Origin of the sequence: Paraburkholderia saeva (assembly GCF_907164555.1) — a bacterium.
GTDB lineage: Bacteria > Pseudomonadota > Gammaproteobacteria > Burkholderiales > Burkholderiaceae > Paraburkholderia > Paraburkholderia saeva.
This window is the reverse complement of sequence record NZ_CAJQZC010000002.1, coordinates 552,721-576,023: the sequence shown is the minus strand read 5'-3', so window position 1 is coordinate 576,023 and position 23,303 is coordinate 552,721. Positions and strand designations below refer to the sequence as shown.

The following is a 23,303-nucleotide window of genomic DNA, read 5'->3' as shown; positions in this document are numbered from 1 at the left end:
CCAGGACCTTCATGGATATTCTCTTTATCGCCGACCCGCTCGACCGCTTCAGGATCTACAAGGATTCGACCTACGCGATGATGGCCGAAGCCGCGCGGCGCGGACACACGCTGTATGCGTGCGAGCCGCAGCATCTGGCGTGGACGGGTGGCGATGTCGAGGCGAATGCGCGGCGCTTTGCGATTGTCGGCGACGGCGCGGATCTGAAGCGCGACACGTGGTACGCCGCCGATCCGGCCGCGGCACGTTCACTCAAGAGCTTCGGCGCGGTGATCATGCGCAAGGACCCGCCGTTCGACATGGAATACGTCACGTCGACATGGCTGCTGGAACTGGCCGAACGCGGTGGCGCCCGGATCTTCAACAAGCCGCAGTCGATTCGCGACCATTCGGAAAAACTCGCGATCGGCGAATTTCCGCAGTTCGTGGCGCCGACGCTGGTGACGCGCGATCCGGCGCGTCTGCGCGCGTTTCACGAAGAACACGGCGACGTGATCCTGAAGCCGCTCGACGGCATGGGCGGCATGGGCGTGTTCCGCGTGAAGGCGGACGGCATGAACCTGGGTTCGATCATCGAAATGCTGAGCCACGATGGCGCGCGTTCGGTGATGGCGCAGAAGTTCATCCCCGAGATCAAGGCCGGCGACAAGCGCATTCTGCTGATCGGCGGCCAGCCGGTGCCGTATTCGCTCGCGCGGATTCCACAGGGCAATGAAGTACGCGGCAATCTGGCGGCCGGCGGCCTTGGCGTCGCGCAGCCGCTGACCGCGCGCGATCGCGAAATCGCCGATGCGCTCGGTCCGGTGCTCGCCGCACGCGGGTTGCTGCTGGTCGGGCTCGACGCGATCGGCGACTGGCTGACGGAAGTAAACGTCACGAGCCCGACGTGCTTTCGGGAGATCATGGAACAGACAGGCTTCGATGTCGCCGGCATGTTCATCGATGCACTGGAGCGCGCCGCCGGCTGAACGGCGTGCGGGACGGACAGGGCAAATCCGGCGAACCCGGCGGGTGGACGGCGGCAACGTCGCCGCGCTGCCTGCACGGTCGGGCCGAAAGCCGGAAAATGGTGCTGTTACAATGCCCGGTCCTCCCGTTCTCCAGCCGTTTTTTGCTGTAACACTGACATGGCAGGCATTCTGATTGTTGCGCATGCCCCGCTCGCTACCGCGTTGCGGGAATGTATTGCCCATATTTACGGCGGGTTGCCCGCCCGCATCGGCGTGATCGACGTCATGCCCGACTGTGATCCTCCCGAAGTTATCGCGTTCGCATACGCCGAGATCGAGCGGCTCCGGGAAGATAACGGTGCGCTCGTCCTGACCGACGTGTTCGGCGCGACGCCGGCGAACATCGCTACGCGTCTTGCCACGTTGCCTGACGTGCGCGTGCTGGCCGGCGTGAACCTGCCGATGCTGGTGCGGGCCGTCTGCTATCGCGCCACGCCGCTCGATACGCTGGTCGACAAGGCGCTCGCCGGCGCGACCAAGGGTATTCATACGATTGCTCCGGGTACGCCCGTTCCGGTCGCGGCGAAGGTCGATCCCGTCGAATGTCTGCCCGTGCAGCCGCCAGGCGCAGCGCCCGTGTAACCACTTCATTCAATCACTTTCAACCCGCGCTCCGGAAGACCAGATGCTGCAAAAAGAAACGACAATCGTGAACAAGCTTGGCCTGCACGCACGTGCGTCGGCCAAACTGACGCAACTTGCGGGTAACTATCAGGCAGAGATCTGGATGAGCCGTAACGGTCGCCGGATCAACGCGAAGAGCATCATGGGCGTGATGATGCTCGCAGCGGGCATCGGCAGCACGGTGACGATCGAAACCGAAGGTGCAGACGAAACCGAAGCGATGGACGCATTGCTGAAACTGATTGCGGACAAGTTCGGCGAAGGTCAGTGACCTGCGCGCTTCCTGCGCGTTCAGCGAACCGCAACGAGAACGCCGCGTTTAGACGCGGCTTTTTTTTGCTGCCGCCACAATCGGCGATTGCCGCGTGACATCATGTATTCCACCGATGTGTGGCACGATCGGTCTGCCTCGCCGGCTTTCAGAATGACGTGCATCAGATCGTTTACGAAGATTCAGTATTGCTGCACTGCACGCAGTCACCTGAGGGCGCGGAATTTATAATGAACATCGGGGTCTGAGAGCATTGCAGCGGTTTGCCGCGGCATCACACAACTAGAGGAGGTGCGCGTGTCGTTCACGCTGCATGGAATTCCCGTGTCACGCGGTATCGCCATCGGGCGGGCCTATCTGATCGCCCCGGCTGCACTCGACGTCGACCACTATCTGATCGAACCCGCCCAGATCGAGGGCGAGATCGAGCGCTTTCGCACGGCCCAGACACTCGTCCATACCGAACTCGACGCGTTGCGCGCCGACCTTGCCGCTGACGCGCCCAGCGAAATGGGCGCATTCATCGACGTCCACACGATGATCCTGAACGATGCGATGCTCGTACAGGAAACCTTCGATCTCGTCCGCACCCGCCGCTACAACATCGAATGGGCGCTCACCGAACAGCTCGAACGCCTGTCTCGCCATTTCGACGACATCGAAGACGAATATCTGCGCGAGCGTAAAGCCGACATCGAACAGGTGGTGGAGCGCGTGCTGAAGGCGCTCGCGGGTGCGTCGACCTCGACGCTCGGCGAGCCCGTGCACGGCGCGTGCAGCGAGATGATCGTCGTCGCGCATGACATCGCGCCTGCCGACATGCTGCAGTTCAAGACACAGACGTTTCAGGGTTTCGTCACCGATCTCGGCGGCCGCACGTCGCACACGGCGATCGTCGCGCGCAGTCTTGGCATTCCGGCCACTGTCGGCGTGCAGCAGGCGAGCGCGCTGATCCGGCAGGACGATCTGATCATCGTCGACGGCGATCACGGCATCGTGATCGTCGATCCGGCGCCGATCGTGCTCGAAGAGTATTCGTACCGTCAAAGCGAAAAGGCGCTTGAGCAGCGCAAGCTGCAGCGCCTGAAGTTTTCGCCGACGCAAACGCTGTGCGGCACGAAAATCGAACTCTGCGCGAACATCGAATTGCCCGACGATGCGCACGCCGCGCTCGAAGCGGGTGCGACGGGCGTTGGCCTGTTCCGCACCGAGTTCCTGTTCATGAACCACAAGGAACAGCTGCCGCAGGAAGAAGAACAGTTCGAAGCGTATCGTCGCGCGGTAGAAGGCATGAACGGCCTGCCGGTAACGATCCGCACGATCGACGTAGGCGCCGACAAGCCGCTCGATTCGATGGGCGGTGGAGACGGCTACGAGACGGCCGCGAACCCCGCCCTCGGGCTGCGCGCGATCCGCTGGAGCCTTTCCGAGCCGCAGATGTTCCTCACGCAGTTGCGCGCGATCCTGCGGGCGTCGGCGTTTGGTCAGGTAAAGATCCTGATTCCGATGCTCGCGCACGCGCAGGAAATCGACCAGACGCTCGACCTGATCCGCGAAGCCAAACGTCAGCTCGACGACGCGGGTCTCATCTATGATCCGAACGTCCGGGTCGGCGCGATGATCGAGATTCCGGCTGCGGCGATTGCGTTGCCGCTGTTCCTGAAGCGGCTCGACTTCCTGTCGATCGGCACGAACGATCTGATCCAGTACACACTTGCCATCGATCGGGCGGACAACTCGGTGGCGCACCTGTACGATCCGCTGCATCCGGCGGTGCTGCATCTGATCGCGCTCACGCTGCGCGAGGCGAAACGCGCGGGCGTGCCGGTGTCGGTCTGCGGTGAAATGGCGGGGGATCCGACCTTGACGCGTCTTCTGCTCGGGATGGGGCTCACCGAATTTTCGATGCATCCGAGCCAGCTGCTGGTCGTCAAGCAGGAAGTGTTGCGCTCCAGCCTGAAGACGCTCGAAAAGCCCGTCGCGGACGTGCTGGCTTCATACGAGCCGGAGGAAGTGCAGGCGGCGCTCAAGCGCGTCGCCGCGGCCTGAGCGGCCGCGCGAATTCGTCGCGTCGGCCGTTTTATTTGCGATGCGTATCGCCGCAGACGGGGCAATCCGGCTGACGCGCGATGCGCATCGTATTCCATTCCATACGCATTGAGTCGAGCATCATCAGACGCCCGACCAGCGGCGTGCCGATGCCCGCGATCACGCGCAATGCTTCGGCAGCCTGCATCGCGCCGATGATGCCCACCGTCGGCGAAAAAACGCCCATTGTCGAACACGCGACTTCCTCGAACGGTTGATCTTCGGGGAAGACACACGCGTAGCAGGGTGACGCTTCATCGCGAAAATCGAACGTGCTGATCTGGCCGTCAAAGCGCAGCGCCGCGCCCGACACGAGCGGCACGCGATGCTGCACGCACGCCCGGTTGATTGCGTGGCGCGTCGCGAAGTTGTCGGTGCAGTCGAGCACGACCGTCGCGTGCGGCACGTGCGCGTCGAGCCAGGCATCGTCGGCGCGCATCGCGACCGCGTTCACCTTCACATCGGGATTCAGTTGCGCGATGGCGTCGCGACCCGATTCGACCTTCGTGCGACCCACCGAAGCCGTGACGTGCAGGATCTGCCGCTGCAGGTTCGTGAGATCGACCGTGTCGGCATCGACGAGTGTCAGTGTGCCGACACCGGCCGCGGCCAGATACATCGCGGCGGGCGAGCCGAGGCCGCCCGCGCCGATGACGATCGCATGCGCATCGAGAAAGCGCTGCTGCGCCTCGATACCGAGTTCATCGACAAGAATATGGCGGGAATAGCGAAGGAGCTGGTCGTCGTTCATGGCGGGTCGCGTCGTAGTTGTCGTTATTTTAATCGCGCGAGCGCACTGACGAGAGAGACGGCCTTCGCAGCGTCTGCTGCGAAGGCCGGGAAACATGAAACGTTAGTTGCTCTGCGAAGCAGGCGCCGGTGCGGAAGCCGGTGCCGGGCCCGATGCGCCTGGCGTAACGACCTGAGCCGGCTTTACGACGACGGGCGCCGAAGCCGATGCAGCCGGCTTGTTCTGCGCGAGGCGACGTTCCGTGATCGACTTCGACTCCTGAACCGGCTTGCCTTCCAGCTTGTTCAGGCCTTGCTGGAGCATGAAGTCGTCGGCGGACCCAAACTCGACCGGCTTGCGATCACGATCCTTCTGACGCTGTTCCGGCGTCTTCTTGTCGTTCTGCTCTTCGAGCAGACGCAGTTGGTCCATGCGCTCGTTTTCGCGCTGTTCCTGTTCCTTCTTCTCGTTCGGATCCTGCGTGTTCGCGAGGTGGTTCGAGTAATCCACTTCACGCGTCACGAGTGCGTCGTCCGGATCGCCTTCGGCGTATTGATCGACGGCGACGTCCGGGCGGATGCCCTTGTTCTGTATCGAACGACCGCTCGGCGTGTAGTAGTACGCCGTCGTGAGGCGCAGCGCGGTGTCGGCGGTCATCGGACGCACCGTCTGCACCGAACCCTTGCCGAACGTCGTCTTGCCGACGATCAGCGCGCGATGCTGATCCTGCAACGCACCCGCGACGATTTCCGACGCCGACGCCGAATACGCGTTTGTCAGCACGATCATCGGCACCGTCTTGAAGATCGGCGGCAGGCTCTTCAGCGGATCGCCGTCGAACGAAGGCAGGCGGTAGTTATCGTAGCTGTCGCGATAGACCTGCTTCGAATCCGGAATCTGGCCATTGGTAGACACGACGACCGAATCCGGCGGCAGGAACGCGCCGGCAACGCCGACCGCGCTTTGCAGCAGACCGCCGCCGTTGTTACGCAGATCGAGCACGAGGCCCTTCAGGTTCGGCTGCTGACGCGCGATGTCCTGCAGCTTCGCGGCGAGATCAGGCGTGGTGCGTTCCTGGAAGCTCGTAATGCGAATGTATGCATAGCCCGGCGCGAGAATCTTCATCTTCACGCTCTGCACGCGAATCACGGCGCGCGTGACGGTGAGCGGGAACGTGCGGTCGTCGGTTTTGCGGAAGATCGTGAGCGTGACCTTCGTGCCCGGCTCGCCGCGCATCTGCTTGACGGCGTTATCGAGCGTCATGCCGCGCACCGGCTTGTCGTTGATGCGGGTGATCAGGTCGCCCGGACGGATGCCGGCACGGAACGCGGGCGTATCTTCGATCGGCGAGATCACCTTGATCAGGCCGTCTTCCGACGAGATTTCGATACCCAGACCTGCGAAGCGGCCCTTGGTCTGCTCCTGCAGTTCTTCGTAATCGGTCTTGTCGAGATACGACGAGTGCGGGTCGAGGCTCGACACCATGCCCTTGATGGCGGCGGTGAGCAGTTTCTTGTCGTCGACCGGTTCGACGTACTCATGCTTGATCTGCCCGAAGACTTCGGCGAAGAGCCGGAGCTGGTCAAGTGGCAGTGGCGTGGTCGCGGTTTGCTGGGCCGAAGCGGAAAGCTGCAGGGTGGCAAAAACGCCAGTAGCAAGGCCCGCGGCGATCAGGCCGATATTTTTCAGGTTCTTTCGCATAGAGTCTGGTGCGGTCGGATGCGCGTGGCAGCGTCAAAGAGAAGGGACGGACAAGTATAACTGCACACCCGTACAGCAAGTGCGCAAGTGTATGGGGCAGATAATCGGCTTTCCGGATTTCGACAGCGGCAGGTGCAGCAGGTTCGTCCCGGCGGCGGCCGGACGACGAAGTAATGTGCGGTAACACGCAACCCCAGCCTGGATAGCGGGACGGCGCACGCCGGTAGTTCTTGCCGGTGCGTGCGCCGTCTGTCAGCCGTTCAGTCCCGCAGGACGGGGCGGTCTTCAGCCCGCCTTGCCCTGCTTCGCAACGGCGGCCTGTGCTGCCGCGATTGCATCGGCGTCGCCGAGATAATAGTGCTTGATGGGCTTCAGGTTTTCGTCGAGCTCATAGACGAGCGGCACGCCGTTCGGAATGTTCAGCCCGACGATGTCGGCATCGGAGATGCCGTCGAGGTACTTCACGAGCGCACGGATCGAGTTGCCGTGCGCGGCGATCAGCACCTTGCGGCCCGACTTGATGGCGGGCGCAATCGACTCGTTCCACACCGGCAGCACGCGGGCGACTGTGTCTTTCAGGCACTCGGTGAGCGGCAACTGCTCGCGCGGCACCTTCGCGTAACGTGGGTCGTTGTAGGCCGTGCGGTCGTCGGACGGATCGAGCGCGGGCGGCGGCGTGTCGTAGCTGCGGCGCCAGATCAGCACCTGTTCATCACCGTATTTCGCGGCCGTTTCAGCCTTGTTGAGGCCCGACAGCGCGCCGTAGTGACGCTCGTTCAGACGCCACGAATGGACGACCGGCAGATACATCAGGTCCATCTGGTCCTGCACGTGCCACAGCGTGCGCACGGCGCGCTTGAGCACCGACGTGTACGCGATGTCGAACGTGTAGCCGGATTCCTTCAGGAGCACGCCCGCCTGCTGCGCTTCGCGGTTACCCTGTTCGGTGAGGTCGACGTCGACCCAGCCGGTGAATCGGTTTTCCTTGTTCCACGTCGATTCGCCGTGGCGGATGAGAACGAGTTTGTACATGGTGCCGGTCGGTAGTGAGGAAGCGGTAAAGCACGCTGGCGGGCGATCCGCAGGGGGCCGGATGGGCCGCCGCCATCGCGTCGGACGGTTATTTTATAATGGGAAGATTGCCCTTTCCGATTTCTCTCTTTTTCGGCGGATTTTCCGTGAAGTTTTTCACCGATTACACAAACCTTGTACTCATCGCGATTGCCCTCATCTCCGGGGCGTTGCTCCTGTGGCCGGCGATCCTCCGGCGTGGCCGCGGCGGTCTTTCCGCTGCCGAAGCCACGCAGCTGATCAACCGGCGCAACGCCGTGGTCATCGACCTTCGTTCTTCCGAGGACTTCAATAAAGGTCATCTGCCGTCGGCACGTCACATCGAGTTCGCAGAGTTGCAGGCGAAAGTCGGCCAGCTCGTGAAGAACAAGAGCAACCCGGTGCTGCTGGTGTGCCAGACCGGCCAGCAGTCGAACAAGGCAGCACGCGTCGTGCAGGATGCGGGCTACGCCGAAGTCCACGTGTTGCAGGGCGGTCTCAACGCCTGGCAACAGGCCGGCATGCCGGTCGTGAAACAAGGAGTTGCGAAGTGAACAAAGTGATCATGTACAGCACGCAGGTGTGTCCGTATTGCCAGATGGCCGAACGTCTTTTAAAGTCGCGCGGCGTCGAGCACGTCGAAAAAGTGCTCATCGACAAAGATCCGGCCCGCCGTCAGGAAATGATGACGCGCACAGGCCGGCGGACGGTACCGCAGGTGTACATCGGCGAGACGCATGTCGGCGGTTACGACGACCTTTCCGCGCTCGATCGCGCGGGCGGTCTGATGCCGCTGCTCGAAGCGGCCGCGTAACGTAGCGGATCGCCTCGGCTTGACCGGCGGGTCGCGCACGTTTTGATGCGGCTTGCCAAAAAGAATCCGGCGGACCATCGGTGATGGCCCGCCGTTATGAATTTATCCAGGAACCATTCAATCATGTCTGACGAGAATAACCAGCCGTTCTTCAACATCCAGCGCATCTACCTGAAGGACATGTCGCTCGAGCAGCCGAACTCGCCGGCCATTTTCCTGGAACAGGACATGCCGTCGGTCGAAGTCGAAGTCGACGTGAAGGCTGAACGCCTCGCCGACACCGTGTTTGAAATCCTCGTGACGGGCACCGTCACCGCCAAGGTCAAGGATAAGGTCGCTTTCCTGATCGAAGCCAAGCAGGCTGGTATTTTCGACATCCGCAACATCCCGGCAGAACAGATCGATCCGCTCGTTGGCATCGCCTGCCCGACGATCCTGTTCCCGTACCTGCGCTCGAATATCGCCGACGCGATCACGCGCGCGGGCTTCCCGCCGATCCACCTCGCCGAAATCAACTTCCAGGCGCTCTACGAGCAGCGCCTCGCGCAGCTCGGCGGCCAGGACGGCGTGCCCAACGGCAACGCGACCCACTAAGGGACGCGTCCGGTGCCCGGTATGAAGGTCGCTGTTCTTGGCGCAGGCGCATGGGGCACCGCGCTCGCGGGCCATCTGGCCACGCGGCACGATACGGTGCTCTGGGCGCGCGACAGCGCGCTGGTGGCTGATCTGTCCACGACGCAGCAAAACGCCCGCTATCTGGCGGGCGTTTCCTTGCCGGCTGCGCTTCGCTACGAAGCGAATCTCCCTCTGGCGCTCGCGCATTGCGCGGCAGACGACGCGTTGTGCGTTGTCGCTACCCCGGTTGCAGGATTACGCGGGCTCTTTCGCGCGATGCGCGACGCGGGCAGCGTGCCCGCACACGTTGTGTGGCTGTGCAAGGGTTTCGAAGCGGATACGCAGTTGTTGCCGCATCAGGTCGTTGCCGCGGAACTGGTGGGACACACGAGCAACGGCGTGTTGTCCGGGCCGAGTTTCGCGCGTGAAGTCGGGCAGGGTCTGCCGGTTGCGTTGACGGTGGCAAGCGGCGCGGCAGCGTGCCGCGAGCGCACGGTCGCGGCGTTTCATCACGGCGCGATGCGCATCTATACCGGCGACGACCTCGTCGGCGTCGAAGTGGGCGGCGCGGTGAAGAACGTGCTTGCCATTGCGACGGGCATTTCGGATGGCCTCGGCCTCGGTCTTAACGCGCGCGCCGCGCTGATCACACGTGGGCTCGCGGAAATGTCCCGGCTCGGCGTGACACTCGGCGGGCGGGCGGAAACGTTCACCGGCCTCACCGGTCTCGGCGATCTGATTCTGACCGCGACAGGCGATCTGTCCCGCAACCGGACGGTAGGTGTGCAACTCGCGTCGGGTCGCACGCTCGACGATATTCTCGGTGGCCTCGGCCACGTGGCCGAAGGTGTGCGATGCGCGCAGGCAGTGCTGGCAATTGCCCGCGCACATGCGATCGAAATGCCGATCACGCAGGCCGTGTGTGCCGTGCTGTTCGATGGTGTCGCGCCCCGCGACGCTGTCAGCGCGCTTTTGCGGCGCGATTCGAAGGCCGAATAGTCCCGGCATCCGGCGTCGTATTCCCGACGTCGGATTTCCTCTTTTTCCCTTTTCATGTGCGGTTTTGAACCGCTGCGCTACCCTGTTGTCCACGCGAATACAGGCGTCCGGATACGGAGGTTTCCATGCTCTCGATCGGTGAATGCAGGCTCGATGCGCGGGTCGTCGATATCACGACGCTCGCCGTCGATGCGATCGTCAATGCGGCGAATACGTCGTTGCTGGGCGGAGGTGGCGTCGATGGCGCGATCCATCGGGCCGCAGGGCGCGATCTGCTGCGCGAATGCGAGACGCTTGGCGGCTGCGCCACGGGCGATGCGAAGATCACCGCGGGCTACAGGCTGCCGGCGAAACACGTGATTCATGCCGTGGGGCCGGTGTGGGGCGGCGGCGGTCATGGCGAGGCGGACCTGCTTGCTTCGTGCTACCGGCGATCGATGGCGCTCGCTCGGGACGCGCAGTGCGCGAGCATCGCGTTTCCCGCCATCAGCTGCGGCGTTTATCGCTTTCCCGCGCAGCAGGCGGTACGCATTGCCGTGAGCACGGTGATCGAATCCCTGCAGCAAAAGCCGGGCTCGATCAGCCGCGCGATATTTGCCTGTTTCGACGACGCGATGTTCCGGCTGTACGAAAGCGAACTCGGCAACGTCCGTCAGGCGCCGCCGTCGAAGCCTGCCTGACGCCACGCTTCGAACACGACGACAGCCACGGTATTCGAGAGGTTCAGGCTGCGGTTGCCGGGACGCATCGGCAGACGCACGCGCTGTTCGCCAGCGAATTGCGACAGCACCTGATCGGGCAGCCCGCGTGTCTCGGCGCCGAAGACGAACCAGTCGCCCGGCAGAAACGCGTGATCGTGGAAGCGCCCCGAGCCACGCGTCGTGAACGCGAACATCCGCGCGACATCGGGCGATTCGGCGGCGATGAACGTGTCCCAGCTGGCGTGCACATGCATCTGCGCATACTCGTGATAGTCGAGGCCGGCGCGGCGCATCTTCGTGTCGTCGAGCGGAAAGCCAAGCGGCTCGATCAGATGCAGCCGTGCCCCCGTGTTTGCACAGAGGCGGATCACGTTGCCGGTATTCGGCGGAATTTCGGGCTCGACGAGAACGACGTTGAACATGGTTTGAACAGGTTGAAAACTAGTTTTTCGGTGTGCGCAGCGCAATGAAGCAGGTGATGCGTCGTGCGCCAGCCAGTCTCAGCGTACGCGCGACGGCCTCGAGCGTGGCACCCGAGGTCATGACATCGTCGACAATTCCCACGTGCAGTCCTTCCACGGGTTTTGCCACGGCGAACGCGCGACCGACGTTATCGCGCCGCGCATCCAGATCGAGCCGCGACTGCGGCGCGGTATCGATGATGCGCTGGATCAGCGTTGCATCGCGCCGTATTTGCAGCGCATCGGCGAGTGGCCTGGCGATTTCCCACGCCTGGTTGTAGCCCCGCGCGACCAGCCGTCGGCGTGCGAGCGGAACGGGCGCGATGACGTCGGGGCGTGTGCCGGTTTCGAGCGAATCATCCGCGAGACGCGCGAGCCGTTCTCCGAAGTCACGGGCCAGCATCAGCCGCGCCCGAAACTTCAGCCCGAGCGCGAGCGCATCGAGCGGGGCGCGGTAATCGGCGAGTGCAAAAGTTGCGTCGAACGCGGGCGGCGCGGTGACGCAATCGCTGCAACAATACAGCCCGCGCTTCGGGCCGTTTCCCCGCGTCGAAGCCGCAAGCGGAATTGCGCAGACTGTGCAGCGCAGACGCGCCTCGTTCCAGTACGCCGCGTCGCAGCCATCGCACAGCGTTCGCTGCGACAAATTGCCGCACAGCCCGCAGAGCGTCGGCAAAGCGAACGCAGCCGCGCGCTGGCAAAGGGAGCGAACCTGCCGCGAGATGATCGCGAAACGGTCTCGCGACGAGAGGGAAACGAACGTGACCGGCATGGCTGAATCTGCCCGCAAAGGCCTCCTGCACTGAATCAAAGAGAGCGAGCGAGTATACTTCGCACTCTTCGTCCGTTCGACCGCCATGCCCCCAACTTCCGCCAAAACCAGCCGTCCGGCCTATGATTCGCGGCGTTTGCGACGGATTTTCGATCGCCGCGCCGCCACTTTCGACGAAGTCGCGTTCCTGCCGCGCGAAATCGCGCAACGCATGCGCGAGCGTCTCGACTTCATCAAGATGACTCCGGCGAGCGTGCTCGATGCCGGCTGCGGCGCGGGCGACGACCTTCCCCTGCTGCGCGAGCGGTTCCCCGAAGCACCCGTGTTCGGCACAGACCTGTCGCATGCAATGCTGCAGCGCGCGCTGCAGCACGACGCCGGCGACACGAGCTGGCGACGCTTTCTGCCGGCATCGATCGGCAAGGCGCTTGGCGTGCGCGGCCCGCGCTTCGCGGAGGCCGATTTCTCGGCGCTGCCTTTCGCGCACGGCGCGTTCGAATTCATCTGGTCCAACCTGGCGCTGCACTGGCACTCGCGGCCCGATCTCGTTTTTCCTGAATGGCAGCGCGTACTGAAGGTGAACGGCCTGCTGATGTTCAGCACGCTCGGCCCGGACACGCTCAAGGAGTTGCGCGGCGCGTGGGCTGAAGTCGAGGCGTCGCACGGCGTGAGTTCGCGCGCGCACGTCATTGACTTCGTCGACATGCATGATCTCGGCGACATGCTCGTCGAGAGCGGCTTCGAGATTCCGGTGATGGACCAGGAAGTGCTCACCATTACCTATAAGTCGCCCGAGTCGCTGCTCGCGGACGTGCGCCGCTGGGGTGCCTATCCGTTCGGGCGCGAAGCCGCTTCGCCCGGCACGGCAAGGCGACTGCACAAGGCGTTGCTGTCGGCGCTCGAAGCCCGCCGGCAGGCGGACGGGACAATCCCGCTCACGTTCGAAGTCATCTACGGCCATGCATGGAAAGCCGTGCCGCGGACCACGGCCGAAGGCCACGGGATCGTGCGGATCGAGGATATCGGAAGAGGTTCATCGAAGAATCGGTGACGCGGTAAAGAGGACATCTGTTATGTCTGAAATTACCGCCGCAAAAGACGCCAACGAGGTGCGTCAAAACGGCGCAGAGGCTTGTCGCTACTGGCTTGCAAGCCGATAGTCCGTTGCTTGTGGATGCCATTGAACGCGCCTATAATGCGTCAGTTTGTCGCTCGGGGTTCCCACTTTTGGGGCGACAGGCCGAGGCGGGACAAGACAGGAATCAGGCCGAAAGTGCCGGAAGTAGCGGTGTCGGGTGCGGTGCCAGGCACGTTACAGGTGCAGGGAGGCAGCGATGGAGGCGACTGATCTGCTGGCGGATTCAGAACCGGTCCTCAAAGACTGGACCATGAAGCGCAACTGTTCGGTTTCGCCGCGGCAGTTCGTTGGCTTCTATGTATCGCTTGCGCTGGTCTCGTCGGCGATCGCTTTCATGCTTTTGCTGTGCGGCGCGTGGCTGGTGTTGCCGTTCACGGGTATCGAGCTGCTGGCGGTAGGTGTCGCGTTTGCCATCTATGCGCGTCACGCTGTGGATTACGAACGCATCCGGCTCTATCCGAACCGGCTGGTGATCGAGCAGGTAAGTGCAGAGCAGATCACGCACTTCGAATTCAATCCGCGCTGGGTGCGGGTCGAAGCCGGAACGACGCCGCGCGACCGGATCACGCTGGTGTCGCGTGGTCAGGCCGTGATGGTCGGGCAGCATCTCGCGCAGTACCGGCGTGCCCAGTTCGCCGCCGAATTGCGGGCATGCCTCAGACGTTGCGATTAGATGCGCCAGGCCGTAAGCCGTTCCCGGACAGAGCGGAAAATGCGCGGTTAAAAGCGCGGAAAGCCTTCCAGCGGGGTCGAGGGTTTGAATGGAAATTTTGGGTAAGGAAGCTATGAAAACAATCAAGCGAGCCCTCATGGGCGTGCTGGCGTTTAGCGGGCTGTTCTTCGCCGGTGCGGCCATGGCAGTCGGCGATAGTCCGGGCGGCCCAGCCGTCAACGAGATCAATCTCCAGCCGCCTGCGACAAAAATCGCTGAGGAGCTCTACAGCCTCCACACGTTCATGCTGATTCTCTGCACGGTGATTTTCATCGGCGTATTCGGCGTGATGTTCTATTCGATCTTTGCTCACCGCAAGTCGAAGGGCCACAAGGCCGCCAATTTCCACGAAAGCACCACGGTCGAAATCATCTGGACGATCGTGCCGTTCATCATCGTCGTGCTGATGGCGCTGCCCGCCACCAAAACAGTCGTCGCGATGAAGGACACGACCAACGCCGACGTCACCATCAAGGTCACGGGCTATCAGTGGAAGTGGGGCTACGACTACGTGAAGGGCCCGGGCGAAGGCATCAGCTTCCTTTCCACGCTGGCTACGCCGCGTGCCGAAACGGACGGCCGTCAGCCGATTTCCGACACGTATCTGCAGGAAGTCGACAACCCGCTCGTCGTGCCGGTCGACAAGAAGATCCGCATCATCACCACCGCGAACGACGTCGTTCACTCCTGGTACGTGCCGGCTTTCGGCGTGAAACAGGATGCGATTCCGGGCTTCGTGCGTGACACATGGTTCAAGGCCGACAAGACGGGCACGTTCCGCGGCTTTTGTACCGAACTCTGCGGCAAGGAACACGCGTTCATGCCGGTCGTCGTGAAGGTGCTGTCTGCTGAAGACTACGCAGCGTGGGTCGACGGCGAAAAGAAGAAGATGGCCGCCGGCGCCGACGATCCGAACAAGACGTACACGCTTGCCGAACTGACGGAACGTGGCGGCAAGGTCTACGCGGCGAACTGCGCGGTCTGCCACCAGCCGACCGGCAAGGGCGCGGGCGCATTCCCGGCGCTCGACGGCAGCAAGATCGCCAACGGCCCGATCGCGGAACACGTCAGCCTCGTGCTGAAGGGCAAGAACGCGATGCCTTCGTGGGCGCCGACCTTGAACGACGTCGAGATCGCATCGGTCATCACGTACGAACGCAATTCGTGGGGCAACCACACCGGCGACATCCTGCAGCCGAAGCAGGTCGCGGATGCCCGTAACGGCAAGCTGCCGGAAGGCGGCAACCATCTGGCCGACGCAGGCGCAGCGGCAGCAGGCGGCGGGAGCGACGCGGCAGCGGCAAGCGGCGCGGAAGCCGCTTCGGGCGCGGCACCGGCATCGGCGGGCGCAGCAGGCTCGGACAGCGCCGCTTCGGCTCCGCAGGCCGGCCTGCCGGCAAGCGTCTACTTCGAGACGGGCAAGAGCGCCCTGCCGGCCGACGCAAAGGCAGCGGTGGACGCAGCAGCTGCGTACGCAAAGGCGCATCCTGACGCAAAGTTCACGCTGTCGGGTTTCACCGACAAGACGGGTTCGGTCGACGCCAACGCAAAGCTCGCAAAGAGCCGCGCAGAAGCCGTGCGCGACGCGCTGAAGGCCGCGGGCATCGCCGAAGACCACATTATTTTGAAGAAGCCGGAAACGATCACGGGCGGGGCTGACGCGAAAGAAGCCCGGCGTGTCGAGATCAGCGCAGCGGCCTGACGTGTCACGGTCAGCATTGCAGTATTCGTTTTAGGAGATTGTCATGTCTAGCATCGGACACGATGTAGCCGCTGGTCACGAGCACGACGACCATGCCCATGAGTTGCCGCACGGCTGGCGCCGCTGGCTGTACGCCACCAATCACAAGGATATCGGTACGCTGTACCTGATCTTCTCGTTCGTCATGTTCCTGTCCGGGGGCGTGATGGCGCTGGCGATCCGCGCCGAACTGTTCGAGCCGGGTCTGCAGATCATGCGTCCCGAGTTCTTCAACCAGCTGACCACCATGCACGGCCTGATCATGGTGTTCGGCGCGATCATGCCGGCGTTCGTCGGCTTCGCGAACTGGATGGTGCCGCTGCAGATCGGCGCATCGGACATGGCCTTCGCGCGGATGAACAACTTCAGCTTCTGGCTCCTGCCGGTCGCTGCCGTGTTGCTGGTCAGTTCGTTCTTCGCACCCGGCGGCGCGACCGCTGCGGGCTGGACGCTGTACGCACCGCTGTCCACACAGATGGGCCCGGGCATGGACTTTGCGATTTTCGCAGTCCACTTGATGGGCGCGTCGTCGATCATGGGCGGTATCAACATCGTCGTGACGATCCTGAACATGCGCGCACCGGGCATGACGCTCATGAAGATGCCGATGTTCGCCTGGACGTGGCTCATCACCGCTTACCTGCTGATCGCCGTGATGCCGGTTCTGGCGGGTGCGATCACGATGGTGCTGTTCGACCGTCACTTCGGCACCTCGTTCTTCAGCGCGGCTGGCGGCGGCGATCCGGTGATGTACCAGCACATCTTCTGGTTCTTCGGTCACCCGGAGGTGTACATCATGATCTTGCCGGCGTTCGGGATCGTTTCGCAGGTGATCCCGGCGTTCTCGCGCAAGCCGCTGTTCGGCTATAGCTCGATGGTGTACGCAACGGCTTCGATCGCGATCCTGTCGTTCATGGTCTGGGCGCATCACATGTTCGCAACCGGCATGCCGGTGACGGGCCAGCTGTTCTTCATGTACGCGACGATGCTGATCGCCGTGCCGACTGGCGTGAAGGTGTTCAACTGGGTGGCCACGATGTGGCGCGGCTCGCTTTCCTTCGAAACGCCGATGCTGTTCGCGGTGGGCTTCCTGTTCGTGTTCACGTTCGGTGGTCTGACGGGCCTGATGCTCGCGATGGCGCCGCTCGACATCCAGTATCACGGTACCTATTTCGTGGTCGCGCACTTCCACTACGTGCTGGTGGCGGGTTCGCTGTTCGGGCTCTTCTCCGGCTGGTATTACTGGTCGCCGAAGTGGACTGGCTGGATGTACAACGAAACGCGCGGCAAGATCCACTTCTGGGCGTCGATGATCTTCTTCAACCTCGCGTTCCTGCCGATGCACTTCGTTGGCCTCGCCGGCATGCCGCGTCGTTACGCCGACTACCCGGCGCAGTTCACCGACTGGAACCAGGTCGTTTCGATTGGCGCGTTCGGTTTTGGTCTCGCGCAGGTGTACTTCCTGTTCGCTGTCGCGCTGCCGGCATACCGCGGCGGTGGCGAACTTGAAAAAGCAGCGGACAAGCCGTGGGACGGCGCAACGGGCCTCGAATGGACCGTGCCGAGCCCGGCTCCGTTCCACACGTTCGAAAACCCGCCGACCGTCGAATAAGACGCCTCGGTCAGTGCTTTCCGGTTCTTCGGCCAGTAGCCGTCTGAACCGGGAAGCCAGACGGATGGCGGCAACTCACCATCCGTTCAGCAAAGTACCCAGAAATTGAGCATGTCCCGGAATTCACAGCAAAGACGTACTCCCGAGCAGATTCGCGCGGGCAACAAGCGGCTGGGTTTGATCCTGCTCGTCGTGGTGGCTGCCTTTTTTGCGGGCGCGGTGATCAAGCAGGTCTGGTTTAGCACCTGAGCGTGCCGGTCGAAGCTGCCCTGGCAGCGTGATTGAGGAAGTTCGATGTCGAAGCACCCGCCGGCCGAGGCCGACCGCTCTTTTAACCGTTCGATGCTGATCAAGCTGTTCGTCGTCGCGTTGATGATGTTCGGCTTCGGGTTCGCGCTGGTGCCGATGTATCGCGCGATCTGTCAGATTACGGGCATCAACAACCTCGTGCAGCGCGATGCAACGGAGCGCGAGGCGAAGAATACGCAGGTCGACATGAGTCGCACGATTTCGATCGAATTCGATGCGAACGCGCGCGGCCCGCTTGGTTTCAAACCGGAGCAGCACAGCATGGACGTGCATCCCGGTGAAGTAACAACAGTGATGTACCAGGTCAGCAACGAGCAGGCGCGTACGATTCAGGCGCAGGCTATTCCGAGCTATGCGCCGCGCGAGGCGACCGAGTACTTCAAGAAGATCGAGTGCTTCTGTTTCACGCAGCAGACGCTGGCTGCAAGCGAAACGAAGCGGTTGCCGGTGGTGTTCGTCGTCGATCCGAAACTGCCGAAGGATGTGAAGACGATCACGCTGTCGTACACGTTCTTCGAACTGAATACGCCGGCGCCGACAACGAAAGGCACCGCGAATCAGGCGGCCGGTACGGACAGCAAGACGTCGAATCCCGCCTGACGGCGTGTGACGCAGGCGAAGGAAGACGCGGGAATGAGCGACAACGGCGGACGCAAGAGCAGTTTTGGGCAATCGGTGAGAGCCGTGTTGTGGTCGTTTCTGGGCGTGCGCAAACGGCGCGATCTCGAAGCGGATGCCACGCAGCTGAATCCGGTGCACGTGCTTGTCGCGGCACTGATTTGCGCGGCGGTCTTCATCGGCATACTGATTTTTGTCGTGCGTCTTGTGGTGGGATAAGCGCCGCATCGGATGAAGCAGTCAGCACGGGTCGGTCAGCGGCCTACGAATTAGCGTGAAACGGTGCGGTATGCACGCGCCGTCGAAGATAAAACCGGAACCAACCGGACCAAGCGGAACAACTGGACTGAAGTGGAGAATCAAGAATGAGCGGTCAAAACGAGAGCCCGTACTATTTCGTACCGCATCCGTCGCGGCACCCGATCAGCGCGGCAGTCGGGCTGCTGGTCATGCTCGGATCGCTTGCGCAGTGGATCAATGGCGAGAGCTGGGCGCCCCTCGGCGTGGTCGTCGGCCTGCTGTGGCTGCTCTTCACGTTGTGGCACTGGTTCGGCGACGCGATCTCCGAATCGGAAGGCGGCATGTACGGCAAGCGTGTCGATGCGTCGTACCGCTGGAGCATGAGCTGGTTCATCTTCTCCGAAGTGATGTTCTTCGGCGCGTTCTTCGGCGCGCTGTTCTATGCACGCGAAATTGCGCTGCATCAACTCGGGAGCCTCGATTACAAGCTGATCTGGCCGGATTTCTCGGCAGTGTGGCCGAACAACGGCCCCGCTGAACTGGTCTCGCACTTCAAGTCGATGCAGCCGTGGCCGGTGCCGACCATCAACACGGCGCTGCTGCTGTCATCGGGTGCGACGCTGACCGTGTCGCACCACGCGCTGCGTGAGAATCATCGCAACAAGGCAATCGCCTGGCTGGCTGCGACGCTCGTGCTCGGCGTCTGTTTCCTGTTCCTGCAGGGCTTCGAGTACTTCCACGCATACAACGAACTGAACCTGACGCTGGCTTCGGGCGTGTATGGCTCGACGTTCTTCCTGCTGACCGGCTTCCACGGTTTCCACGTGTTCCTCGGCGGCACGATGCTGGCGGTTGTGCTGGTGCGTATGATTCGCGGCCACTTCACGGCGGATCACCACTTCGCGTTCGAAGGCGCGGCCTGGTACTGGCACTTTGTGGACGTCGTGTGGCTCGGGCTGTACGTCGTCGTGTACTGGCTGTAAGGCAGTTAAGGGTGCATCGCGCGGTTAACCGGCGGATGCAGCTTGATGCGCTTCGGGCAATGCGAACGAAGCGCAAAAGAATGGGTAGTCAGAGGTAACAAGCAGAAACCACGCAGCGCCGCCCTCGACCCTGTCAGGGCGGCGTTTTGCTTGGTGGGCGGGCGATATGACGGGCATGATCGTGGCCACGATCAACTGCCCGGGATTCAGGTGAGCGTCACTGGATACTACCGCGAGCCGGCATGCGCCATCAGGCGCCGGCGAACTGTCAGCGGCCGAGCGGAATGCCGGTCGACTGGATCCAGCCCATCCAGTGTGCGAACAGGATGAACAGGAAGAGCGAGATCGAGAGGCCGACGCGCGTTGCGAGCGACCAGACCATCCGCTTCGACTGGCCCCTGTCGTGCATCATGAAATACAGCGCCGAAGCCATGCTGGCGATGATGAGGACGAAGGCGATGGGAACGAGGATATGCATGGAACCAGTTGACCGTCAGGAACGCGAATGTAAGGCGTTCATTATCTCACCGTGTCATGCAAGGCGTGTGCCCGCAGGTGGTGTGCAATGAAGTTCCGGCTCGTTCCCGTCGTGCTGATCCTGATTGTTGTCGCCATCACGGTGCGGCTTGGCTTCTGGCAGCGCGATCGCGCGCATCAGAAAGAAGCGCTGCAGGCGCACATCACGCAGTTCGAGCATGCACCGGCGCAAACGGTGACGGCGTCGCCCATCGCACTGAAGGACATCGAATTCCATCGCGTGCGTGCGGTCGGCAGCTTCGTGCCGGAGAAGGTGGTGTACCTGGACAATCGGCCGTATAACGACCAGCCAGGTTTTTACGTCGTGATGCCCTTTAAACTGCGCGATGGCGGCTACGTGCTCGTCAATCGCGGCTGGTTGCCGCGCAACATGAATGACCGCACGGAAATGAAGCCGTTCGGCACGCCGAAGGGCGAAATCGAGATCGAAGGCATTGCGCGTGCCGATGCGAGCAAGGCGTACGAGCTTGGGCAGGGCGGGTCTGCCGCGCATCAGGAGATTCGCCAGAATCTCGATGTCAAAGCCTACGCAGCTGAAACGGGCTTGCCACTGCAGCCGTTCGTGATCCAGCAATTGAGCGACGATGGCGACACGCTCGTGCGCGACTGGCCGGTGCCCGCGACGGGCGTCGAGACGAACTACGGCTACATGTTCCAGTGGTGGGGCATGGCCGCCGCGGCGATCGGATTCGGGCTGTACGCGGCCCGTCGCGCCGCGAAGAAAGAGCACGCGCCCAGCGCGTAAATGCATCGCGCGCGATGACAGGTCGTTACCGGCCCTCGTCGCGCAATCATTGAAAGAGGTCCTGTAGTGTCGACGCAATCTCCCCGTTCCCCGCAATCCGGAAAACCCGCGCAGCGCGGCCAGCCGGCGACCCACGGCGCACCGAACGGCACGCCCCGCGCGCGTCAGGGCTCGTGGCAACGCGGCCGCTGGATGATGCTGCTGATCGCGTTCATCTGCGCGGCGCCCGTGATCGCTTCGTACATCACGTACTACGTCATCAAGCCGAAAGGCGGCTCGACCAGTTACGGCACACTCGTCGAACCGCAACGTCCGATTCCCGTCTCGCTCACCGTAATTGGCGAAGACGGCAAGCCGATGCCGCTCACGTCGCTGCGCGGCCGCTGGCTGCTGGTGTCGGTGGATGGCAGCGCGTGCGACAAGGCCTGCGTCACGAAGCTGTACTTCATGCGCCAGATCCGCGCGACCCAGGGCGGCGAACGCGAGCGCGTCGTCAACGTGTGGCTGCGCACCGATCCTTCGGCGGTTCCGGATGTCGTCAAGCACGCCTACGACGATACCGACATGCTGATCGCCGATCCATCCGCCCTGGCTGCGTGGCTGCCGGTGGATAGCGGCACGAAATTGACCGATCACATTTTCATGGTCGATCCGAACGGCAATCTGATGATGCGGTTTCCGAAAGATCCGGACCCGAGCAAGATCAAGAGCGACGTAACGAAACTGCTCAAATGGTCGAGCATCGGCTAGGGTGATCGCCAGGCGCCCGCGTCGGGGCGCGCATCGTTTTTCGCGGGAAGGGTAGAGAGATGTTTGTTTTGCAACTCGGCCTGATTGGTCTGTGCATCGCGTTGTTGCCGCTGTCGTACGTCTGGGTCAAGGCCGACGACGACAAGTTTCGCAAGCTCGTCTGGATGACGACGTTCCTCACGCTCGACCTCGTGATGTTCGGCGGTTTCACGCGTCTGACCGATTCCGGCCTCGGCTGCCCGGACTGGCCCGGCTGCTACGGCACGTCGTCGCCGTTCATCGCGCATGCCGCGATCAGCGCCGCGTATCAGGCGATGCCGGGCGGGCCGGTGAGCATGTCGAAAGCGTGGATCGAAATGATCCACCGCTACTTCGCGATGGCGATCGGCGTGCTGATCATCGCGCAGACGTTGATCGCATGGACCGCGAAGCTGCGTCGCCGGCCGCTCCATGTATCGCCGTGGTGGCCGACTTCGCTGTTGCTGCTGATCCTCGTGCAAGGCGCATTTGGAGCCTGGACGGTAACGATGAAACTGCAGCCCGCCATCGTCACGACGCACCTGCTGCTCGGCCTCGCGCTGCTCGGCACGCTTGGCTGGCTGGCGGCTCGCCTGACGCCGCTGCCCGCCTGGGAGCCCGAAGCCGCTCGCTGGCGCACGGCCGCGCTCGTCGCGCTGGCTCTGCTGATCGTGCAGATCGCGCTGGGCGGCTGGGTGAGCACGAATTACGCGGTGCTTGCATGCACCGATTTCCCGACTTGCAACGGCCAGTGGATTCCGCCGATGAACTTCGAGCACGGCTTTCACCTGTGGCGCGCGCTCGGCATGACGGGCGACGGCGACGTCATCACGCAGGACGCGCTGGTTGCCATTCACTGGACGCATCGCACGTTCGCGTTCGTCGTGATCGCGTACCTCGCGTGGTTCGCGCTGAAGATGCGTCGCTTCGAATCGTTGCGGCGGCCGGCGAACGGCGTGTTGCTGGTCGTCGTGATCCAGTTCATCACCGGTCTGTCGAATATCGTCCTGCAATGGCCGTTGCCCATCGCAGTCGCCCATAATGGCGGAGCCGCGATCCTGTTGCTCCTGCTCGTTATGCTAAACTTTCGAATCGCTTATAGCCGTCCCGGCCGCGCCGTGTTGCCCGCGCGCGATGCCGCGCCAGCGTGACCCCACATGGACAGCACAACTCTCCCCCAGCATCCCGGTAGCCGGATCTCCCAGTACATCGCGCTGACGAAGCCGCGTGTCACGCAGCTCGCCGTGTTCTGCGCGGTCATCGGCATGTTTCTGTCGACGCCCGGCATGGTGCCGTGGAAGCCGCTGATCGGCGGCACGATCGGCATCTGGTTGCTCGCCGCCGGCGCGTTCGCCATCAACTGCCTCGTCGAACAGAAGATCGATGCGAAGATGCGTCGCACTGCGTGGCGCCCGTCTGCGCGCGGCGAAATCACTACGACGCAGATCCTCGTGTTTTCGGCCGTGCTCGGCGGCCTTGGCATGTGGACGCTCTACACGTTCGCCAACCCGCTGACGATGTGGCTCACGGTCGCCACGTTTGTCGGCTATGCGGTCATCTACACGCTGCTGCTCAAGCCTGCCACGCCGCAGAACATCGTGATCGGCGGCGCATCCGGCGCGATGCCGCCGGCGCTCGGCTGGGCCGCCGTCACCGGTCACGTGCCGGGCGATGCGTGGATTCTCGTGCTGATCATCTTCGTCTGGACGCCGCCGCATTTCTGGGCGCTCGCGCTGTACCGGCGCAAGGATTACGAAAACGCCGGCCTGCCGATGCTGCCCAATACGCATGGCGAGCAGTACACGCGTCTGCACATCCTGCTGTACACGGTGATTCTTTTCGCCGTCACGTTGATGCCGTTCATTTCGGGCATGAGCGGCTTCCTGTATCTCGCGGCGGCCATGGTGCTCGGCGGCGTGTTTCTCGGCTATGCGTGGAAAATCTACCGCGAATATTCCGACGCGCTTGCGCGCAAGACCTTCCGTTACTCGATCGTTTATCTGTCGCTGCTGTTCCTGGCGCTGCTGGTCGACCACTACGCACGCGTCCTGATCGGCGCGTAAC

General features: G+C 62.8%; 27 protein-coding genes. 21 read left to right on the top strand and 6 right to left on the bottom strand.

What is annotated here, in order from left to right:
* Positions 1-11: 11 nt before the first annotated feature.
* From gshB to ptsP, 4 genes are all read left to right on the top strand, one after another.
* Positions 12-968, top strand: coding sequence for a glutathione synthase (gshB, locus tag LPA36_RS06845; RefSeq protein ID WP_228875376.1), 957 nt, complete (start codon positions 12-14; stop codon positions 966-968).
* Positions 969-1,127: 159 nt separating this feature from the next.
* The gene (locus LPA36_RS06840; protein WP_228875375.1) at positions 1,128-1,592 is read left to right on the top strand and encodes a PTS sugar transporter subunit IIA; all 465 of its coding nucleotides are present in this window, start codon (positions 1,128-1,130) and stop codon (positions 1,590-1,592) included.
* A 43-nt stretch (positions 1,593-1,635) separates the two neighbouring features.
* Positions 1,636-1,905, top strand: a complete 270-nt coding sequence (locus LPA36_RS06835; protein WP_228875374.1) for an HPr family phosphocarrier protein — start codon at positions 1,636-1,638, stop codon at positions 1,903-1,905.
* Positions 1,906-2,202: 297 nt separating this feature from the next.
* Positions 2,203-3,954 (top strand): phosphoenolpyruvate--protein phosphotransferase, encoded by a 1,752-nt coding sequence (ptsP, locus tag LPA36_RS06830; protein ID WP_228875373.1) that lies wholly within the window; start codon positions 2,203-2,205, stop codon positions 3,952-3,954.
* Between the two features lie 31 nt (positions 3,955-3,985).
* Here the strand turns inward: ptsP and LPA36_RS06825 are convergent, their stop codons facing one another.
* The 3 genes from LPA36_RS06825 to gpmA form a co-directional block, all read right to left on the bottom strand.
* A complete protein-coding gene (locus LPA36_RS06825) occupies positions 3,986-4,744 on the bottom strand; it encodes a HesA/MoeB/ThiF family protein (protein WP_228875372.1) in 759 nt (252 codons plus the stop codon).
* A gap of 102 nt (positions 4,745-4,846) precedes the next feature.
* Positions 4,847-6,424 (bottom strand): S41 family peptidase, encoded by a 1,578-nt coding sequence (locus LPA36_RS06820; protein WP_228875371.1) that lies wholly within the window; start codon positions 6,422-6,424, stop codon positions 4,847-4,849.
* Positions 6,425-6,709: 285 nt separating this feature from the next.
* Entirely contained in the window at positions 6,710-7,456 is a 747-nt protein-coding gene (gene gpmA / locus LPA36_RS06815; protein WP_228875370.1) for a 2,3-diphosphoglycerate-dependent phosphoglycerate mutase, read from the bottom strand.
* A gap of 146 nt (positions 7,457-7,602) precedes the next feature.
* Here gpmA and LPA36_RS06810 point away from each other — a divergent pair, with 146 nt between their 5' ends.
* The 5 genes from LPA36_RS06810 to LPA36_RS06790 all read left to right on the top strand — a co-directional run bounded on the left by LPA36_RS06810 (position 7,603) and on the right by LPA36_RS06790 (position 10,582).
* Entirely contained in the window at positions 7,603-8,028 is a 426-nt protein-coding gene (locus LPA36_RS06810; RefSeq protein ID WP_228875369.1) for a rhodanese-like domain-containing protein, read from the top strand.
* Positions 8,025-8,288 carry a glutaredoxin 3 gene (grxC, locus tag LPA36_RS06805; protein WP_228875368.1) on the top strand — a complete coding sequence of 88 codons (264 nt, stop codon included), beginning with the start codon at positions 8,025-8,027 and terminating at the stop codon, positions 8,286-8,288. Before LPA36_RS06810 ends, grxC begins: the two co-directional genes overlap by 4 nt.
* A gap of 123 nt (positions 8,289-8,411) precedes the next feature.
* A complete protein-coding gene (gene secB, locus LPA36_RS06800) occupies positions 8,412-8,882 on the top strand; it encodes a protein-export chaperone SecB (protein ID WP_228875367.1) in 471 nt (156 codons plus the stop codon).
* 21 nt (positions 8,883-8,903) lie between these two features.
* Positions 8,904-9,902, top strand: a complete 999-nt coding sequence (locus LPA36_RS06795; protein WP_228875366.1) for an NAD(P)H-dependent glycerol-3-phosphate dehydrogenase — start codon at positions 8,904-8,906, stop codon at positions 9,900-9,902.
* Positions 9,903-10,027: 125 nt separating this feature from the next.
* Entirely contained in the window at positions 10,028-10,582 is a 555-nt protein-coding gene (locus tag LPA36_RS06790) for an O-acetyl-ADP-ribose deacetylase (protein WP_228875365.1), read from the top strand.
* On the opposite strand, the gene trmL is transcribed toward LPA36_RS06790, so the two are convergent.
* Positions 10,555-11,025 carry a tRNA (uridine(34)/cytosine(34)/5-carboxymethylaminomethyluridine(34)-2'-O)-methyltransferase TrmL gene (trmL, locus tag LPA36_RS06785; protein ID WP_228875364.1) on the bottom strand — a complete coding sequence of 157 codons (471 nt, stop codon included), beginning with the start codon at positions 11,023-11,025 and terminating at the stop codon, positions 10,555-10,557. The genes LPA36_RS06790 and trmL overlap by 28 nt on opposite strands.
* A 19-nt stretch (positions 11,026-11,044) precedes the next feature.
* A complete protein-coding gene (locus tag LPA36_RS06780; protein ID WP_228875363.1) occupies positions 11,045-11,836 on the bottom strand; it encodes a ComF family protein in 792 nt (263 codons plus the stop codon).
* 85 nt (positions 11,837-11,921) lie between these two features.
* Between LPA36_RS06780 and LPA36_RS06775 the strand changes: the two genes are divergently transcribed.
* The 8 genes from LPA36_RS06775 (at position 11,922) to LPA36_RS06740 (ending at position 19,189) form a co-directional block, all read left to right on the top strand.
* Complete coding sequence (locus tag LPA36_RS06775) at positions 11,922-12,887, top strand: methyltransferase domain-containing protein (RefSeq protein ID WP_228875362.1); 966 nt, start codon at positions 11,922-11,924, stop codon at positions 12,885-12,887.
* A gap of 283 nt (positions 12,888-13,170) precedes the next feature.
* The gene (locus tag LPA36_RS06770; RefSeq protein ID WP_228875361.1) at positions 13,171-13,647 is read left to right on the top strand and encodes a DUF2244 domain-containing protein; all 477 of its coding nucleotides are present in this window, start codon (positions 13,171-13,173) and stop codon (positions 13,645-13,647) included.
* An 88-nt stretch (positions 13,648-13,735) separates the two neighbouring features.
* Complete coding sequence (gene coxB / locus LPA36_RS06765) at positions 13,736-15,388, top strand: cytochrome c oxidase subunit II (RefSeq protein ID WP_228875360.1); 1,653 nt, start codon at positions 13,736-13,738, stop codon at positions 15,386-15,388.
* A gap of 43 nt (positions 15,389-15,431) precedes the next feature.
* Positions 15,432-17,039: a cytochrome c oxidase subunit I gene (gene ctaD / locus LPA36_RS06760; protein WP_228875359.1), complete on the top strand. Its 1,608-nt coding sequence runs from the start codon at positions 15,432-15,434 to the stop codon at positions 17,037-17,039.
* A gap of 111 nt (positions 17,040-17,150) precedes the next feature.
* Positions 17,151-17,288 (top strand): cytochrome oxidase small assembly protein, encoded by a 138-nt coding sequence (locus tag LPA36_RS06755; protein WP_228875358.1) that lies wholly within the window; start codon positions 17,151-17,153, stop codon positions 17,286-17,288.
* 45 nt (positions 17,289-17,333) lie between these two features.
* Complete coding sequence (locus LPA36_RS06750; protein ID WP_228875357.1) at positions 17,334-17,948, top strand: cytochrome c oxidase assembly protein; 615 nt, start codon at positions 17,334-17,336, stop codon at positions 17,946-17,948.
* Between the two features lie 33 nt (positions 17,949-17,981).
* A complete protein-coding gene (locus tag LPA36_RS06745) occupies positions 17,982-18,185 on the top strand; it encodes a DUF2970 domain-containing protein (RefSeq protein WP_228875356.1) in 204 nt (67 codons plus the stop codon).
* A 146-nt stretch (positions 18,186-18,331) separates the two neighbouring features.
* Complete coding sequence (locus tag LPA36_RS06740; RefSeq protein WP_228875355.1) at positions 18,332-19,189, top strand: cytochrome c oxidase subunit 3; 858 nt, start codon at positions 18,332-18,334, stop codon at positions 19,187-19,189.
* A gap of 268 nt (positions 19,190-19,457) precedes the next feature.
* Here LPA36_RS06740 and LPA36_RS06735 read toward each other — a convergent pair whose 3' ends face one another.
* Complete coding sequence (locus LPA36_RS06735) at positions 19,458-19,667, bottom strand: twin transmembrane helix small protein (RefSeq protein WP_228875354.1); 210 nt, start codon at positions 19,665-19,667, stop codon at positions 19,458-19,460.
* A gap of 87 nt (positions 19,668-19,754) precedes the next feature.
* On the opposite strand from LPA36_RS06735, the gene LPA36_RS06730 reads away from it, so the two are divergent.
* From LPA36_RS06730 to cyoE, 4 genes are all read left to right on the top strand, one after another.
* A complete protein-coding gene (locus LPA36_RS06730) occupies positions 19,755-20,471 on the top strand; it encodes an SURF1 family protein (RefSeq protein ID WP_228875353.1) in 717 nt (238 codons plus the stop codon).
* A gap of 66 nt (positions 20,472-20,537) precedes the next feature.
* Entirely contained in the window at positions 20,538-21,221 is a 684-nt protein-coding gene (locus LPA36_RS06725; protein ID WP_228875352.1) for an SCO family protein, read from the top strand.
* A gap of 59 nt (positions 21,222-21,280) precedes the next feature.
* On the top strand, positions 21,281-22,390 hold the full coding sequence (locus tag LPA36_RS06720; RefSeq protein WP_228875351.1) for a COX15/CtaA family protein: 1,110 nt from the start codon (positions 21,281-21,283) through the stop codon (positions 22,388-22,390).
* Positions 22,391-22,396: 6 nt separating this feature from the next.
* Complete coding sequence (gene cyoE / locus LPA36_RS06715; RefSeq protein WP_228875350.1) at positions 22,397-23,302, top strand: heme o synthase; 906 nt, start codon at positions 22,397-22,399, stop codon at positions 23,300-23,302.
* Position 23,303: the final 1 nt, after the last annotated feature.